This window comes from Halobellus sp. LT62 (genome assembly GCF_037031285.1).
Lineage (GTDB): Archaea > Halobacteriota > Halobacteria > Halobacteriales > Haloferacaceae > Haloquadratum > Haloquadratum salinisoli.
Window position 1 is genome coordinate 1,847,381 of record NZ_JAYEZO010000001.1, and the last position, 16,243, is coordinate 1,863,623.

The 16,243-nt window shown below is 65.7% G+C and carries 11 protein-coding genes; 3 read left to right on the forward strand and 8 right to left on the reverse strand.

Going from position 1 to position 16,243, the window contains the following annotated elements; genetic code table 11:
- Nucleotides 1–174: 174 nt before the first annotated feature.
- From U5919_RS08870 to folP, 3 genes are all read right to left on the reverse strand, one after another.
- Complete coding sequence (locus U5919_RS08870; RefSeq protein ID WP_336023706.1) at nt 175–423, reverse strand: hypothetical protein; 249 nt, start codon at nt 421–423, stop codon at nt 175–177.
- A gap of 171 nt (nt 424–594) precedes the next feature.
- Nucleotides 595–1,137, reverse strand: a complete 543-nt coding sequence (locus U5919_RS08875; protein WP_336023708.1) for a hypothetical protein — start codon at nt 1,135–1,137, stop codon at nt 595–597.
- Between the two features lie 74 nt (nt 1,138–1,211).
- Nucleotides 1,212–3,686 (reverse strand): dihydropteroate synthase, encoded by a 2,475-nt coding sequence (folP, locus tag U5919_RS08880; RefSeq protein ID WP_336023709.1) that lies wholly within the window; start codon nt 3,684–3,686, stop codon nt 1,212–1,214.
- A 354-nt stretch (nt 3,687–4,040) separates the two neighbouring features.
- On the opposite strand from folP, the gene U5919_RS08885 reads away from it, so the two are divergent.
- Entirely contained in the window at nt 4,041–5,762 is a 1,722-nt protein-coding gene (locus U5919_RS08885; protein WP_336023710.1) for a formate--tetrahydrofolate ligase, read from the forward strand.
- A 103-nt stretch (nt 5,763–5,865) separates the two neighbouring features.
- On the opposite strand, the gene U5919_RS08890 is transcribed toward U5919_RS08885, so the two are convergent.
- Nucleotides 5,866–6,426: a hypothetical protein gene (locus U5919_RS08890; RefSeq protein WP_336023711.1), complete on the reverse strand. Its 561-nt coding sequence runs from the start codon at nt 6,424–6,426 to the stop codon at nt 5,866–5,868.
- Nucleotides 6,427–6,638: 212 nt separating this feature from the next.
- On the opposite strand from U5919_RS08890, the gene fdhF reads away from it, so the two are divergent.
- A complete protein-coding gene (gene fdhF, locus U5919_RS08895) occupies nt 6,639–8,753 on the forward strand; it encodes a formate dehydrogenase subunit alpha (protein ID WP_336023712.1) in 2,115 nt (704 codons plus the stop codon).
- 176 nt (nt 8,754–8,929) lie between these two features.
- On the opposite strand, the gene U5919_RS08900 is transcribed toward fdhF, so the two are convergent.
- The 4 genes from U5919_RS08900 to U5919_RS08915 all read right to left on the reverse strand — a co-directional run bounded on the left by U5919_RS08900 (nt 8,930) and on the right by U5919_RS08915 (nt 14,735).
- Entirely contained in the window at nt 8,930–11,746 is a 2,817-nt protein-coding gene (locus U5919_RS08900; RefSeq protein WP_336023713.1) for a PEP/pyruvate-binding domain-containing protein, read from the reverse strand.
- Between the two features lie 51 nt (nt 11,747–11,797).
- A complete protein-coding gene (locus U5919_RS08905) occupies nt 11,798–13,627 on the reverse strand; it encodes an aldehyde ferredoxin oxidoreductase family protein (protein WP_336023715.1) in 1,830 nt (609 codons plus the stop codon).
- 155 nt (nt 13,628–13,782) lie between these two features.
- On the reverse strand, nt 13,783–14,163 hold the full coding sequence (locus U5919_RS08910; RefSeq protein WP_336023716.1) for a Rid family detoxifying hydrolase: 381 nt from the start codon (nt 14,161–14,163) through the stop codon (nt 13,783–13,785).
- Between the two features lie 161 nt (nt 14,164–14,324).
- Nucleotides 14,325–14,735, reverse strand: coding sequence for an EamA family transporter (locus tag U5919_RS08915; RefSeq protein ID WP_336023717.1), 411 nt, complete (start codon nt 14,733–14,735; stop codon nt 14,325–14,327).
- A gap of 168 nt (nt 14,736–14,903) precedes the next feature.
- Here U5919_RS08915 and U5919_RS08920 point away from each other — a divergent pair, with 168 nt between their 5' ends.
- A complete protein-coding gene (locus U5919_RS08920) occupies nt 14,904–16,151 on the forward strand; it encodes an NAD-binding protein (RefSeq protein WP_336023719.1) in 1,248 nt (415 codons plus the stop codon).
- Nucleotides 16,152–16,243: the final 92 nt, after the last annotated feature.

Here is a 16,243-nt window from a genome sequence, read left to right on the forward strand (position 1 = left end):
GACCCCCCGAACGGACGTTTCGACGACGAGTACACCGACTATCTCCTTATCAGAACACTCGATCACTCCGGAGCGACAGCGATATTTCGAGCCGACGAGACGCCGAGTCACGAACTACGATACGAGATCCCGGCTCACCGAACCGCAGCAGTCGAACGCCTCAGTCGCCGTTTGTCAGTAGTACTTCCACTCGTCGTCGTCCTCGTCGGGCGGGCGTCGGCTAACTTCATCGTCGTCCGATTCAATATCGTCGGGCCACTGAATCCCCTCGCCTCGCACGCTGCGGTAGAGGAAGCCGACGAACGCGACGAGGAGCAGCAGTAAGACCAGCGTGCCGGCGAGGCTCACGAGGTCGGCGAGTGATTCGAACGGCAACTGCAGGGCACGCGGGGCGACGCCCGCGAGAGGTGGGGTCGATGCCATGGCTATCGTAGCGTTCGCAGGGTCACTGGCTCGATCGTACGCCGCCGGGGGATCGAACGAGTACGCAGTAGCGAACGGTACGTCGACCTACGGGCTGGAGACGTTTAATTCCGGGCGGCCGCTTCGACCGCGCAAAGCGCCCGCTGGGAGTACGGCCGCACGTTTTAGACCTCAGTTATTTGCTGCTTGTCGCTCGGCCGCGTCCGCGTGAATCCATCGACGGACCGATCCACCGATACCGAACGCCGCGAGACCGAACCAAGCCACGGCCCCGAGGACGAACGGGAGGACGAGGACGGCTACGGCACCGACGAGACTGGCCCCGAGGAGACCGATCCACGGATCTCCCAACCCGGCTCTGTCGGCGAGCCACACGCCGAGGACGACGTATCCGATTCCGCCGAGCGTGAGCAACGCGCCGCCGAGAACGACGAACGCGATCGTCAAGACGACCGGGGAGCCGACGCCGAGTCCGGCGAGTTGGGTGAATCCGTAGGCGACGAGAAAGCCCGCCAACGCGTAGGCGAAGAACCCGTAGAATACGGCGAGCGGGAGGTTCTCCGTCGACGCCTCGACCGCAGCCCTGAGACGGTTCCCGTACCGGTAGTGGACCGCGCCACCGACGAGAACGGTACTCAGAAACGCCGCGGCCGCTCGATACGACGCCGGGGCGGAGGCCACGATCGAGGGGTCGTAGGCAGTCTGAAGAATCACGACACGAGCTAACACAAGACGTCGTGAAAGTGTGTCGATCGGGAACGATCAGGCGGAGTTCTCGATGAGAACTGTCACTCCCGACTCAGCCGTCCTTCAGCGATCCGCAGCGCCGCCACGTTGGCTTCGACGTCGTGGACGCGAACCACATCCGCACCGCGGTCCGCGGCGATCGCCGTTCCCGCGACGGTGGGCGTCAGTCGACCGTCGTCGACGTAATCTACCGCCGCGAACATCGACTTCCGCGAGTGACCGATCAGCACCGGACAGCCCAGCGCCCGGAGCTCCCCGGCGCGGTCGATGAGCGCGAACGACTCGTCAGGCGATTTGCCGAACCCGCACCCGGGATCGATCACGATCTTCCGCGGGTCGATCCCGGCCCGCTCTGCCCGGATGGTCTGTTCGTTGAGCGCGTCGATCACGTCGTCGACGACGTCGTCGTAGACGGGGGAACTGTCGGGATCGACCGGAATCGAGTGACTGTGCATCAACACGAGCGAGGCGTCGTGCTCGGCGATCACGAACGGCATCTCCGGATCGGCGAGGCCGGACACGTCGTTGACGATGTCCGCTCCGGCCTCCAGTGCGGCGTCGGCCACCTCGGCCTTCCACGTGTCGACCGAGATCGGGACGTCGAGGGCGGAGACCGCCTCGATGACCGGAACGACGCGGTCGATCTCCTCGTCTGCCGAAACCGGATCCGCGCCGGGACGAGTGCTTTCACCACCGATATCGATGACGTCCGCACCGGCGTCGACCATCGCTTCCGCCCGATCGACCGCGGTTTCGAGCGCCTCGTACTGGCCGCCGTCGTGGAAGCTGTCCGGCGTCACGTTGAGGATGCCCATCACCGCCGTACCGTCCCCGACGAGCGGACCGAGACCCGCTTCGGTCGGGGGATCGTTCCGGCCGAGCTGTTCGTCGAGCTGGGTCGCGACGTGTCGGAGTCCGAGTCCCGCGTCCGCGAGTTTCGAGACGAGTTCGCGAAGTTGCGTCGTCGTTCCGGCGATCACCGTCGCGACCAGTTTTTTCGGGCTCCCCGCGGTCGAGCTGCGGCAGTCGCCGCCGACCGACGAGACGAGTTCGGCGACTCGTTCGGCCTGGTCGGGCCTGAGGTGCGTCCTGAACAGCTGTCGGTCCACGTCGGCGGCGATGCCGGTGTGATTGGTTTGCGGCGTCTCACCCGGAACATCCGCGGATGGGGTGTCGAACGAGGCACCGATGAAGGAGGTGGCGACGTGCGCACGGCGCGTGCTGGCGGTGGGGACCAGACAGCGAGCCCAGCGGTCTCTCGCCTCCGCGACCGCGTACAGCGAACCCGTGACGAGGACGAAATCGTCGGGATCGGCCGATTCGATTGCCGCTTCGGTCGCCTCTGCGACCGACGGAACGATCTCGACCGAATCGGCGCGGGAGTCGAGCGTTTCGGCCAGTGCGTCGGGCGCTGCCGCCCGATCGAGGTCCGGACGGGTCGCGTACGCCGTCGCGATCGGCGGCAGCGGCGCGACCATCTCGCCGTGCGCCTTGTCGGCCATCGCGCCGAACACGAGGTGGAGGTCGTCGTACGTGTAGCGGTCTAGCAGGGCCGCGAGCGTCTCCGCAGCACCGGGGTTGTGCGATCCGTCGAGGACGACCATCGGCTCCCGAGACATAATCTCGAACCGTCCCGGCCAGACGACCGACCGGAGCCCGAGGGCGATCGTCTCGCTGTCGACGTCCGCGATCTGTCGCGCGAGCGTCGCCGCGACGCCCGCGTTTGCGGCTTGATGCGCTCCCAGTAGCGGTAGCTGCGTCTCCACCGACCAACCGGGACCGGTTATCCGCACCTCGCTTTCGACGGCCGAGTGCATCCCGGTCTCGATCGCGACGACATCGGGGGCCTCCCCGGTTTCATCGGCCTCTCGCCCGACCGTGATAACGTCCGTGACCTCGCGGATCGCGTCGAGCGCCGCGCCGCGCGCGCCGGTGACGAGCGGGGCGTTCGCGGGTGCGACTTGGGCCTTGTCGCGAGCGATCTCCTCGACGGTGTCGCCCAAGAGTTCGGTGTGTTCGAGGCTGACGCTCGTGACGGCGCTCGCGACCGGATCTACCGCGCTCGTCGCGTCGTAGCGGCCGCCGATCCCGACTTCGAGAATGGCCACGTCGACATCCATCTCGCTGAAGTGCCGCAGCGCGATGGCGGTCAGGACCTCGAAGTGGGTGGGCTCGTCGTCAATCTCACGAAGGCGATCGATGCACGGCGTGATCTCCTCGACGTACGTCGCGAGATTGGATTTCGGAATCTTCCGCCCGTCGACCTGCACCTGTTCGCGGAAGTCGTTCAGCCCGGGCGAGGTGAAGACCCCGACGCTGACGCCCGCGCGCCGGAGGACGCTGTCTAACATCCGCGCGGTGCTCCCCTTCCCGTTCGAGCCCGCGATCTGCACGCAATCGACGTCGCCCTGCGGGTCGTCGAAGTGCGCCAGCATCTGCGCCGTCGTCTCGATACCGAGTTTCGGCCGCCGCTGCTGGAACGAGGTGAGGTAGTCGGCCGCCTCGTGGTATTTCATACCAACGTATCGTCGTCGGTTACCTGATTAACCTATCGCAGCGGGATCGACCGCGGAAACTATTACTATTCAGATACTTATCTCGCAGGTGATAATTTTCGAGTATCTCGGATTAGTTCCGATAGGTGAGCGCGAGTTCCTCGGAGAAACACCCGTCGCTGTATTCGATCTCTTCGCGGAAATTCCGAGAGAATCGCGGTATCTGTGGAATGATATACCCAGCACGCATACATCGAGACAGACAATTTATCCGGTATGCTCGGAGTGGGTTTGGTGCGATCTGAAACACGTCCTCTCTGATTTCTGTAAATTTTTTCCGATACGCTTACGTGGCCTCCGCGGACACCCGAGAGTATGGCGTCCGAAGACGAGGGCGGTTTCCCGACAGACTACGAGATCGCAAAGGCGGCGGAAAAACAACCGATCGGCGACGTCCTCGAACCGTGGGGAGTCGGCGACGACGACGTCGAACTTTACGGCGACTACAAGGCGAAACTGTCCCACGACGCCGTAACTCGGCTTCGCGACAACGCCGAGAACAAGGAGGGCAACCTCGTGCTGGTGACGGGGATGACGCCGACGCCGATGGGCGAAGGCAAGACGGTGACGACCGTCGGCCTCGGCCAGACGCTCAACCACGTCGGCGAGGACGCGATGATCGCGATCCGCGAACCGTCGCTCGGCCCGGTCTTCGGCGTGAAGGGCGGCGCGGCGGGCGGCGGCTACTCGCAGGTGCTCCCGATGGAGGACATCAACCTCCACTTCACCGGCGACCTCCACGCGCTCACCTCAGCGCACAACCTCATCGCGGCGATGCTCGACGCGAAGATCTCCCAGAGCGACGAGATCGACATCGACGTCAACGACGTCGCGTGGCCGCGCGCGATGGATATGAACGAGCGCGCACTCCGCGACATCGTCATCGGCCTCGGCGGCTCCTCCGGCGGCACGCCCCGAGAGAGCCGCTTCCTGCTCACGGCGGCCTCCGAGCTGATGGCCGTCCTCTGTCTCGCAGAGGACCTCGGCGACCTCAAAGAGCGCGTCGCGCGCATCATCGTCGCCTACACCGAGGACGGCGACCCCGTCACCGTCGACGACATCGACGCGACCGGCCCGGCCTCGATGCTGCTGAAGGACGCGATCAAGCCGAACCTCGTCCAAACGCTCGAGGGCACGCCCGCGTTCGTCCACGGCGGCCCATTCGCGAACATCGCACACGGCACGAACTCCCTCATCGCCGACAAGGCGGCCTTCGGGATGGGCGATTACCTCGTCACCGAGGCCGGTTTCGGCTCCGACCTCGGTGCGGAGAAGTTCATGAACATCGTCTGCCGCCTCGGCGATATGACGCCGAACGCGGTCGTGCTCGTCTCGACGGTTCGCGCGCTGAAGTACCACGGAATGGGTATGTGGCCCGCCGACCTCGAAGAGGTCAAAGAGGCCGGCGTCGACGAGCTCGAAGCCGGGTTCGCGAACCTCGACAAGCACGTCCGTAACCTCCAGAAGTTCGGTGTCCCGGTCGTCGTCGCGCTCAACCGCTTCCCCGACGACAGCGACGAGGAGGTCCAAGCGGTTCTAGACCACTGTCGCGAGGATCTCGGCGTCCGGATCGCCGAGTCGAACGTCTTCGCGGACGGTAGCGAGGGCGGCGTCGACCTCGCAGAGAACGTCATCGAGGCCGTCGACGAGGGCGACGAGGACGAGTTCGACCACCTCTACCCCGACGACGCCCCGATCAAAGAGAAGATCGAGACCGTCGCGACCGAGGTCTACGGTGCCGACGGCGTCAACTTCACCAGCGGTGCGGAGGACGACATCGAGCGACTCGAAGATCTCGGCTTCGAGGACGTGCCGGTCTGTCTCTCGAAGACCTTCCACTCGCTGAGCGACGACCCCTCGAAGAAGGGCGCACCGTCGGGCTGGACGCTCGAAGTCCGCGAGCTGTATCCCTCCGCGGGTGCCGGCTTCATCGTCGCGCTGACGGGCGACGTGCTCGACATGCCTGGCCTCCCGGCCGTCCCCGCCGCCGCGGGGATGGACATCGACGAGGACGGCAACATCAGCGGCCTGTTCTGAGGTCGCGAACGCGTCCTCTCACCGGGCAAGAATCGACTGGAGCGCGGACGCCGGCGGAAATTTTTCGAGCCTTCCCGACGATCGTCACCGTTCCTCGCGGGCGCTACTGCTCCTCGGCGATCACCCAGAGCGCTCGATAGAGGTCCCACAGCGAGCACTCACAGCGCGTCGCGATCATCCGATAGGTCTCCAGATAGCGCTCGTAGTCGGAGACGGTCGGCTCCGCCGGGTAGTCGCCGTCGAGTTCGCCCAGCGACCGCAGTGTCGACCACTGTCGCTCGTCGATCGCGACGTACCGGCTCGGGTCGATGAACTGGCAGAACGCCGATCCGATCTGGACGTCGACACCCGAGAGCGACGTCAGGGACGACAGCATCTCAGCCGCCGTGTCGGCCTCGACGGCCGCCGAGATGGCGGCGTGGACGTCCTCGTAATCGTTGTCGTCGTAGGCGTCCTCGATAGCGCGTCGGTCCGCGTTCGGGACCGCGCCCAAGAACCGGCGGCCGTACCACTGGACGACCCACTCGGGATCGCGCCACCCGTAATCGCCGTCGGCGAACATCCGCGGCAGGAGGTCGCGATGTTCCTCCTCGACAGTCGAAAGTGGCTGGTACTCGGGGTACGCGTCGATTCGTTCTTCGATTGACGCTGCGGTGAGTTTCATACTCGCACTAGTACCGCGAGGGTTCTCAGACTGTCGGCTCGTACCGTCGTGAGACGACCGATTGTCGCGGTAGAATCGTTTTTTCATTCCGGGCAAAACGGCGACCTAGCGCTTTCGTCCGGGATTCTCGGCCGAGGTATGTGAGAAAGATTCATACTCGTGGCAGGGAAGGATTCGAATAGAGATGAGCCACAACGCGGAGGAACCACAGTATGTCGAGTGAAGAACAGGAACCGGTGAAAACGATCTGTCCGTACTGCGGTGTCGGCTGCGGCATCCAAGTAATGCCCGGCGAGGAACCGAGCGATATGCGGTTTATGCCGTGGGGCGACGCCCCCGTCAACGACGGCCGCGTCTGCATCAAAGGCGGCGCGGCGACGCAGGTCGTCGACCACGAGGATCGGCTCACCACCCCGCAGATCAAAGAAGACGGCGAGTTCCGCGAGGCGACGTGGGACGAGGCCTACGAGCGCATCGTCTCCGAGATGGAGGAGATCCGCGAGGAGTTCGACCCCGACGCGATGGGCTTTTTCGGCTCCTCGAAGACGATGAACGAGGAGAACTACCTCCTCCAGAAGCTCGCGCGCCGCTACGGCACCAACAACGTCGACAACTGCACGCGGATGTGTCACGCCTCGACGGTTTACGCGCTCCGGACGAGCCTCGGCGCGGGCGCGATGACGAACAGTATGGAGGACCTCGAAGCGGAGGCCGACGTGCTGTGGATTCAGGGCGCGAACCCCGCCGAACAGCACCCGATCGCCAACAGCAACTACTTCCGACAGGCCGTTCTCGAGGGCGCGACCGTCATTCAGGTCGACCCGCACGCGAACAAGACGACCCGTTCGTTCGATATCGAGGAGACCGAGCGCCACCAGCACCTTCAGCTGGAGCCCGGCACCGACATCCCGCTTCTCAACATCGTCCTCAAGACGGTGCTGGAGAACGGTTGGATCGACGAGGAGTTCATCGAAGCGCGCACCGAGGGCATCGAGCACCTCGAGGAGACGCTCGAAGACTTCGATAAGGAAGCCGCCGCAGAGGAGTGCGGCGTCCCGCTCGAAGACATCGAACTCGCCGCCGAGAAGTACGCGACGGCCGACAACGCCACCATCTTCACCGGGATGGGGATGAGCCAGCACACCTGCGGCGTCGACAACGTCCAAAACGAGATCAACCTCGCGCTCATCACCGGCAACGTCGGTCGCGCCGGCACCGGCGTCAACCCGCTTCGCGGCCAGAACAACGTGCAGGGGACCTCGGACGTCGGCGCGATGCCGAACGTCCTGCCCGGCTACCAGCTCGTCGACGACGACGAGGCCCGAAAGAGCGTCGAGGACGTCTGGGGATTCGAGATCCCCGACGAGCCCGGCCTGACGAACGTCGAGATCACCGGCGCGATCGGCGAGCAGATCCAAGGGATGTACGTGATGGGCGAGAATCCGATTATGTCCGAGCCCAACGCGAACCACGTCGCCGACCTGCTCGAGGAACTCAACTTCCTCGTCGTCCAAGACATCTTCATGACGGAGACAGCGGAGTACGCCGACGTGTTGCTCCCGGCGACGACGTGGGCCGAGCGCGGCGGCACCGTCACCAACACCGACCGGCGCGTCCAGCGGATGCGCGGCGTCCAGAAGGTCCACGAGAACACGAAGCACGACCTCGAAATCCTCTGTGAGGTCGGTACCCGCCTCTTCGGCGAGGGCTTCGAATTCGACACCCCCGAAGAGGTCTTCGAGGAGCTTCGACAGGTCACCCCGAGCTACCACGGAATGACCTACGACGCGCTCGGCGAGGAGGGCATCCACTGGCCCTGCTACGAGCCGGGCGACGAAGGCGATCAGTTCCTCTACGAGGACGGCTTCGAAACCGAGAGCGGCCTCGGCCACATCGAGGGCGTCACCCACCAGCCGCCGAAGGAGGTGCCCGACGACGACTACCCGCTGATCCTCACCACCGCGCGCCTCGAAGAGCACTACAACACCGGGACGATGAGCCGCCGGTCGCCGCGGCTCAACAACCAGTACCCAGATAACTTCGTCGACGTGCACCCGAACGACGCCGAGCGCTACGGCATCGAAGACGGCGAGACAGTGAGGATCAAGTCCCGCCGCGGCGAGATCGAACTCGAAGCGCACGTGACAGAAGACATCAAGGAGGGCGTCATCTGGACGACGCCGCACTTCGCCGCCGCGTCGGCGAACGTTCTCACCAACGACGTGCTCGACGAGCGAGCGAAGATTCCGGAGTACAAGGCCGCCGCCGCCGAAATCGAAGTCGGCGTCGAGCCGAGCGGCTCCGGCAACGCCCCCGCGGACGACTGAGCGGTTCGCGTCGACGGGGCTCCTCCCTCGCGGGCGCTTCTCGACCGTCGACTGGGGCTCACCGCGGGGAGGGCGCGGCCCACCATTTCTCGATCGACGTTACGTGACTCCAACTGACGGGGTCGCCACTTCGATAATTCACACGACCGACGGGTTCGAGCCGCTGTCTCTGCGGTTCACTCGGCCGACGTGCTGTCCCCGGCTTCCGGCCGTTCGTCGAGCAGTTCGACTGTCCCCCGGGTCCCGTCGATTCTGACGCGTTGCCCGGTTCGGATCCGCTTCGTCGCTTCGGGAACCGAGACGACGGCAGGCAGACCGTACTCTCTGGCGACGAGCGCGCCGTGGCTGACCGCACCGCCGACCTCGGAGACCAACCCGGCGGCGTTCAAGAACAGCGGCGTCCACCCGGGGTCTGTCGACGGCGCGACGAGTATCTCCCCGGGTTCGATCGTCGCCGTCGCCGGATCGCGAATGACGCGGGCCACCCCCTCGACGACGCCCGAGGAAACGCCCGTTCCGGCCAATGTCCCGTCTACGAGCGCGTCGTGCTCGGGGCGTGCACGAACGGCTTCACCTTCGCTCGTGATCACGGGAGGCGCATCAATCCCGGAATTGCGTGCGTGTTCCCGCCTGCGGGCAGCGATGTCGACAGCGACTGCCTCGCCGTCGAGCGCGGCGAACAACTCGTCTCGACGGAGGTACCAAACGTCGTCTCGGCGGTCGAGCGCGCCCGCGTCGACGAGTCGTTCGCCGGCCTCCAGCAGCGCCGTTCTCCACGCGGTAAACGCTCTGGCGGCCTCCTGCTTGGGATATTCCCGGAGGTAGACGGTGTCGCGGTACGTGCGTATCAGCCAGCGCACGTATCGGCGGCGAAGCGGCCCGAACAAGCCGTGGTCGGCGTGTCCCTCGAGAGAGTCGGCGGCCGCTTCGGCCTCCCCGACGAGGCGTCGGATGCGCTCGCGGTGCTCGCCCGTCGTTTCGCGTTCGAGATTCGCACGGACGACGGCGAGGAGCATCGACGGGTCCTCTCGCCACCGCGGTCGGCTGAGGTCGATTTCGCCGGTCGCGCGGTGTCCGAATTCGTCGAGAAAGTCATCGAACGCCTCGCGGAAGCGTTTGCCGCCCTCGGCCTCCGCGATGTCGGAGAGAGATGCGCCGTCTCGGAGGCCGGCAACGACGTTCGGACGCTCCCGTGCGATGTCCGCGATATCGCCGAGACCGAGGTTGATGCGTGTGACGACATCGCGTTCGAACCCTCGACCGACCGCGTTCACCTCTTCGGGCCGATCCGGAAACGTTCGCTTGAGCCACCCGCCGACGGCGAACGCGAGAAACAACGGGCTTATTCGCGGGTACACCTCACGAATGATCGCCCTGATATCGACTGGGTCAAACACGGCGCGAGCGCGGGCCTCCGGCGTCGGCCCGTCAGTGACCCGTGCCACGAACAGATCACCTAATCGGGTCCACGACTCGTCTTCGAGCGTGACCCCCCGACCGGCCAGCGCCGCGAGGACGTTCCGGGCGATGCCGGGGATCGCGGGGCCGATCAATCGGACCACCCGCGCGGACGTCCCGAGATACTGAGAGAGGGCGGTGATCGGGACTCCTCGGGAGGGGAACTCCTCAGGTCGTCGCGATACGATCGTGTCGAGGCCGGCCGAGATCGGTTCGTTGATCGCCGCGATCCGCTCGATCAACCGCGAGCGGAGGATCGGCCGACGAAGGAACCCCGTGACGTCGATATAGATCCGTCCCCCGGCCTCGGCCGTGAGGTCGTCCGAAGCGGAGAGATCCATACCCGAGACCGCGTTTTTCGTGTACGACCGCCAGATGTCGCGGACGAGCGGCGGCATCGCCTCCGGCATCGCCTGCATATGACCCATACTGACGTAGACGTGGAGGCGGCCGTCCTCCGGGGTCGGCGACGGTCGCGGAAACAGCGAGGTGATGGGGCGAGACTGCAGGAGGACGAATCGGCCGTCCGCGAGCGCCCACTCGAGATCCTGCGGCGCGCCGAGCAGCGTTTCGACGCGCTCGCCGAGCCCGACGAGCGTCCGAAGCTGCTCGTCCGTGAGGACGCGCGACTCTCGGAGGTCGTTCGGAAGGTCGACCCTCCGCGTCCCCCCTCTTTCCGGGGTTCGATCCCCGCCGGATTCGGTCGCTTGGACCCCCGTATCGGCGATCGGCGGCGTATTCAGCTCGAAGGCGACCCGCTTCGTACCGATCACGTACTCGATCACCTCGTCGCTCCGGGTGTTCACGAGCGCGTGGTCCGGCGTGACCTCGCCCGCGACGATACTCTCCCCGAGACCGTAGCTCGCATCGATCGACGAGACGCGTCGGTTCCCGGTCGCGGGATCGGCCGTGAACAGAACGCCCGCGGCCGCGGCGTCGACCATCGGCTGGACGACGACCGCCATCGCCGACTCGGCGTGAGCCATCTCAGTACGGGCTCGGTAGGCGACCGCTCGGGCGGTGAAGAGACTGGCCATACAGTCGCGGACGCGATCGGGGACGTCGGCGGGTGCGACGCCCAAGAAGGTGGTGTGTTGACCGGCGAACGACGCGCTCGGCAGGTCCTCCGCCGTGGCGCTCGATCGAACGGCGAACGAGCCGGCCGTCTCGCACGAGTCGACAGCGTCGGCGATTGCCGTCTCGACGGCCTCGATGAGGGATCGACTCTCGATAAGCGAGCGAACGTCGCGAGCGGCCGTCACGAGTGCGTCCGTATCTGAGGAATCGACGTTCTCGAGACGAGCGATCGCGTCTCTAATCGCCGGTGAGTCGACGAGCTCCCGGTACGCCTCTGTGGTGACGACGAACCCGCCGGGGACGGGGAGGCCGGCCCGCACCATCGCGGTCAAGTTCGCGCCCTTTCCGCCAGCGACGTCGAGGTCATCGGCTCCGCGCTCGTCGAACCACAGCACAGCGGAGGTGGCATCAGGAGGGACCATCGGTTGGAGACGTGAGAGTACGCGCCGGATCGGCATAACGATAGGTCTCCAAAGAACGATACAGCACCCGTGCGCCGAATCGGGCGATCAGTCGCTACAGCGTGCGATCGAGTCGCGGGCGACCGGCGTGTCGTCGTCGACGACGTCCGAGAGGTTCAGGCGGTCGAGGAGCCCGCGCGTGGGGATCCCGTCGTCGCTCCAGCCGCGCGCGGCGTAGTACCGGCGGCGGAGGCCGTCGAACCAGTTGGTGTCGATCGCGTTCCCCGCTGCGGGGCCGCCCGCGAGCGGTCGCTCGAACACGGACGGAAGCGTCTCGTCCGCCGCGTCGAACCCCTCGCGGACGTTGAACAGGCGCGTCAGCGTCCACGTTCGTTCGCCGACGCGGAGCAGTTCCGCCGGGTCGTCCGGGGCGGGCGTGTCCACGGCAGAGAGCCACTCAGCGCCAAGGTCGTCTTCCAGCACCGCGCCGGCGAAGTCGTCGGCGATCAGACTCCAGAGGACCGCCGTGATCGTCTGTTCGCGCATCACCAATCGGACCCTGTCGGCGTCGTCCCACGAGTCGCCCTCGAAGACCTCGGTCTCGGCCGGAAGCGACCGTCTGTGACACGCGCCGCGGTCGCTCGTCGCGTACGCGAGTGCCGTCGTAGGCGATCCGCGGGGATCGTACGCCGGGAGCTCCATCGACTTGATCGTCGGGACGAGCTCCGCGCCACCGAGTTGGTCCGCCGCGGCCTCGACGCCGTCGGCCAGCGCGTCACCGAGGTCGGAATTGCGCGTCGCGATCGACTCGATGAGTCGCCGGGCCGCCTGTTCGTCGCCGAAGTCGAACGTCGACTCCGTGTCGAACTCGGTTGTCGGGTCGACGATTCCGTCCGCAGTCGCTCGAACCGTCCACGCCACGGCGTTGCCCGCGCTGATGACGTCGAGGCCGAGTCGGTCACATACCTGACCGAGCGCGGCGACGGCGTCGAAGTCGTCGATGCCGAGTCCCGCGCCCAAGGACATCGGCGTCGCGCCGCGCGGCACCGACTCGCCCGTCGAGGTCTCAACGCGGAAGCCGCCCGGAATTTCGCGTTCCCCGCCGCGCTCGCGGTCGACCGCCGCGTCGCGAACGGCGTCGATGCCGATGTTCTCTGCGCCCTCGAAGGAGCCTTCCTGCCAGCCGCGGGTCGAGAGGACGCCGACCTCGTCGGCGAAGTCGACGGTTTCGAGCGTTGCGCTCGCCGCGTGCCAGCGGCCGACATCGGTCTCGCGGAACCGGCGCTCGTACGTCGCTTGGAGCGACGTGACCGCCGGCGCGGGTTGCGGGACGGAACCGCGAGCCACGACCGCCTTCAGTCCCTTCGCGCCCATCACCGCGCCCGCGCCCCCGCGACCGGCGTGGTGATCACCGCCGTCGGAGGCGACCGTCGCGTACCGTACGCGGTTCTCGCCCGCCGGACCGACGCAGGCGACCGCGCCGTCGAACGTCCCACAGGTCTCGACGACGTCGCGGCCCCAGAGGTCCCCCGCGGGCGAGAGCGTCGCCTCGCCGTCCTCGATTTCGAGGACCTGCGGCTCGTCGGATCGGCCGGTGACGGCGATACCGAGCGCCCCGTCGAGGGCACCGACGAGCGCCGACGCGAAGTTCCCGCCGCTGTAGGAGTCGAGGAACGTCCCCGTCAGCGGCGAGCGGGTGATCGCCGCGAACTGCGGCTCACCCGGGAGCAGCCCGCTCAGCGGACCGAGCATAAACAACAGGTAGTTGTCGGGGCCGAGCGGGTCCGTCCCGGGAGCGAGTCGGTCATAGAGGTAGCGGGCCCCGAGTCCCTTGCCGCCGACGTACTCCGTCAGCCACCGCTCCGGGATCGGTTCGCGGTGGATCGCCTCCGCGGAGAGATCGACGTGGAGGACGTGCGATGGGGCCGCATCAGTCATTCGAGAGGTGATAGCAGGCGAAGACTCATTAAGCGTTTGCTATGGGGCGGTCTCAGTCAGTCTCGACGGTCAGTCAGCCAGTACAACGGGAAAAGGGGGATCGAAACGCCACGTTTGTCGAGCGGGAATTTTCGGTTTTCAGTTCGCAGCGGGAGTTACTCGGTCGTCGCGATCGCTTCGATCTCGACGGCCGCACCCTTCGGGACCGCGCCCGCGCCGACGGCGCTTCTCGCCGGCGGTTCCTCGTCGAAGAACTCGCTGTAGGCCTCGTTGAACTCGTCGAAGTCGTCGATATCGTCGAGGAAGACAGTCGTCTTCAACAGGTCCGAGAGCGAGAGCCCCTCCGATTCGAGGATGGCCTCGACGTTGCGCATACACTGTCGCGTCTGGTCGGCGACCGATTCGTCGTCGAGGAGTTCGCCGTCGACCGTCAGCGGGAGCTGTCCCGCCGTGATCAGGAGGCTCCCGTTCGTCGTCGCTTGGCTGTACGCGCCCACTGCGGCCGGGGCGTCGTCCGTGCTGATGGTCCGTTTCATACGTCACGGGCTACCCCGTCGATCGCCTTAAAACTCGGTTGCTCGAGTCGGGCGAGGCACAACGTGAACGGGAACCGAGAGGTTGGGTCAGAGACTGTCGTTGACTGGTGACGACAGTGAGTTGGTCGATAACGACAGTAGACTGATCGATAACGGCCGTCTCACTGGTTGATGACGACGATGGCGACGAGCGCGAGTCCGATGCCGGCGACTTTCTGCATCGAAAACGGTTCTCCGAGCGCGACGATGCTGATCACGGCGGCGGTCACGAAGTACATCCCGCCGATCGTCGAGACGATCGCCGTCGATCCGACGGTGACACCGATGAACGTCGATAGGACGCCGATTGCCGCGGCGACGCCGGCGATCGCTGAAAAGAGGAGCCCGCGATTCGTGACCGCGACTGACGCGTCGGAGACCACGACGTATGCCCCCGCCACGATCGTCGCGGTGAGATACGAGACGAACGCGGCCATCTCCGGGTCGATGCTGTTCGATGCGACGTCGCCGAACGTGATCCAAAACCCCCACGCGAGCATCGTCCCGAAACCGAAGACGATCGCCGGGTTCACGCGTCGACACCCGGAACATTGACCTTCGACGGTTGGGACTGTCTGCTTACTTGTCGAATAATGCGCATATTCACCCTACGTAGACGGAAATAATCAGACTACCGATGAACCGCAATTGGTAGAAAATGTAACAGTACAGTTTTATTCCGTCTTCCAGTATCTATGAGAGTGGTTGACTCACAAGGGGAGTCCGACGAACGCCCGTTCGAGGAGGTGTTTTATCCGGCGGATCGGGTCCCGCTCGTCGCGTGGAGGGAATTCACCGGTGTCAAATCGGCCGTTGCGCTGGTAGCCGTCGTAACCGTACTGGCGTTCGTAACCGGCCTCTCGAACCTCAGTCAACCGGATCCCGCCGTCGAGGGACCGCTCGCGACGGTCGTCCCGATGGCGGAGGGGTTCGCAAGGTTCGCCGGCGTGTTGTTCGCCTTCCCGCTGGGACTGGTCACGGTCGGCCTCCAGCGGCGAAAGCGGATCGCATGGAACGCGGCGCTGGCGCTGCTCCCGGGGTTAGTGCTCCTCCCGTTGGTGACCGGGAGGGCGACCGAGCTCCCGCTTTTCGTGCTCAGCCTGTCGGCGATTCCGCTGCTCGCGCTCAACCGCGAGGGGTTCGAACAGCGCGTCGACCTCTCGTCGTTTCAGATCGCGGCCATCGCGGCCATCGTCGGCGTCGGCCTCTACGGGACCGTCGGCGCGTACGGGCTTCGGGGACAGTTCCTCGAATTGGACGGCTGGGGCGACGCGTTCTACTACGTCGTCGTCACCATCGCGACCGTCGGCTACGGCGATATCACGCCGATCACCCTCGAGGCGAAACTGTTCTCGCTGTCGGTGATCCTGTTCGGAACCGGCGCGTTCACCGTCGCCGTCGGGGCGCTCATCGGACCGGCGATCGAATCGCGGATGGCCGCTGCATTCGGAACAATGACTGCATCAGAACTCTCACTGCTCGAGGACCACGCGGTCGTCCTCGGGTACGGTGACGTGACCGAATCGTTCCTCGACAGCGTCGGCGGCGAAACGGACGTGGTCGTCGTGACGTCTGACGCCGACGCGGCTTCGCGTCTGTCGGACGCTGGAATCGAGGTACTGACCGACGATCCAACCGACGAATCCGCACTGCGGGACGTGCGCGTCGACGTCGCGAGCGGCGTCGCTGTCGCGAGCGACGACGACGCGAGAAACGTGCTCGCGGTGCTGGCGACCCGAAACGTCAACCCCGACGTTCGGATCGTCGCGGTGGCGAACGAGGAGACGCACGTCGAGAAGTTGGACGCCGTCGGGGCGGACGAGATCATCGATTTGCGTGCGATCGGCGGCCGACTGCTCGGGGAATCGCTGCTCGATGGCCAGACGGACGACGTCGAGAACGACATCGATTCATCGTCGAGCGCGGAGTCCGGCGGGTCCGACGAGTGAGGACCCAAACGCACCACTTTCGGACGTGCCACTGCTAGTGAGTCCGGGTTCCTGTGGGTCCATAGAATAATACCGATTCGTGCTAACAAGAC

Excerpts from the sequence above, each read along its gene's own strand:
- fdhF (WP_336023712.1), top strand. The coding sequence starts at position 6,639 with ATGTCGAGTGAAGAACAGGAACCGGTGAAAACGATCTGTCCGTACTGC.
- U5919_RS08905 (WP_336023715.1), bottom strand. The coding sequence starts at position 13,627 with ATGACTGATGCGGCCCCATCGCACGTCCTCCACGTCGATCTCTCCGCG.
- U5919_RS08890 (WP_336023711.1), bottom strand. The coding sequence starts at position 6,426 with ATGAAACTCACCGCAGCGTCAATCGAAGAACGAATCGACGCGTACCCC.
- U5919_RS08910 (WP_336023716.1), bottom strand. The coding sequence starts at position 14,163 with ATGAAACGGACCATCAGCACGGACGACGCCCCGGCCGCAGTGGGCGCG.
- U5919_RS08900 (WP_336023713.1), bottom strand. The coding sequence starts at position 11,746 with ATGCCGATCCGGCGCGTACTCTCACGTCTCCAACCGATGGTCCCTCCT.
- U5919_RS08870 (WP_336023706.1), bottom strand. The coding sequence starts at position 423 with ATGGCATCGACCCCACCTCTCGCGGGCGTCGCCCCGCGTGCCCTGCAG.
- U5919_RS08885 (WP_336023710.1), top strand. The coding sequence starts at position 4,041 with ATGGCGTCCGAAGACGAGGGCGGTTTCCCGACAGACTACGAGATCGCA.
- folP (WP_336023709.1), bottom strand. The coding sequence starts at position 3,686 with ATGAAATACCACGAGGCGGCCGACTACCTCACCTCGTTCCAGCAGCGG.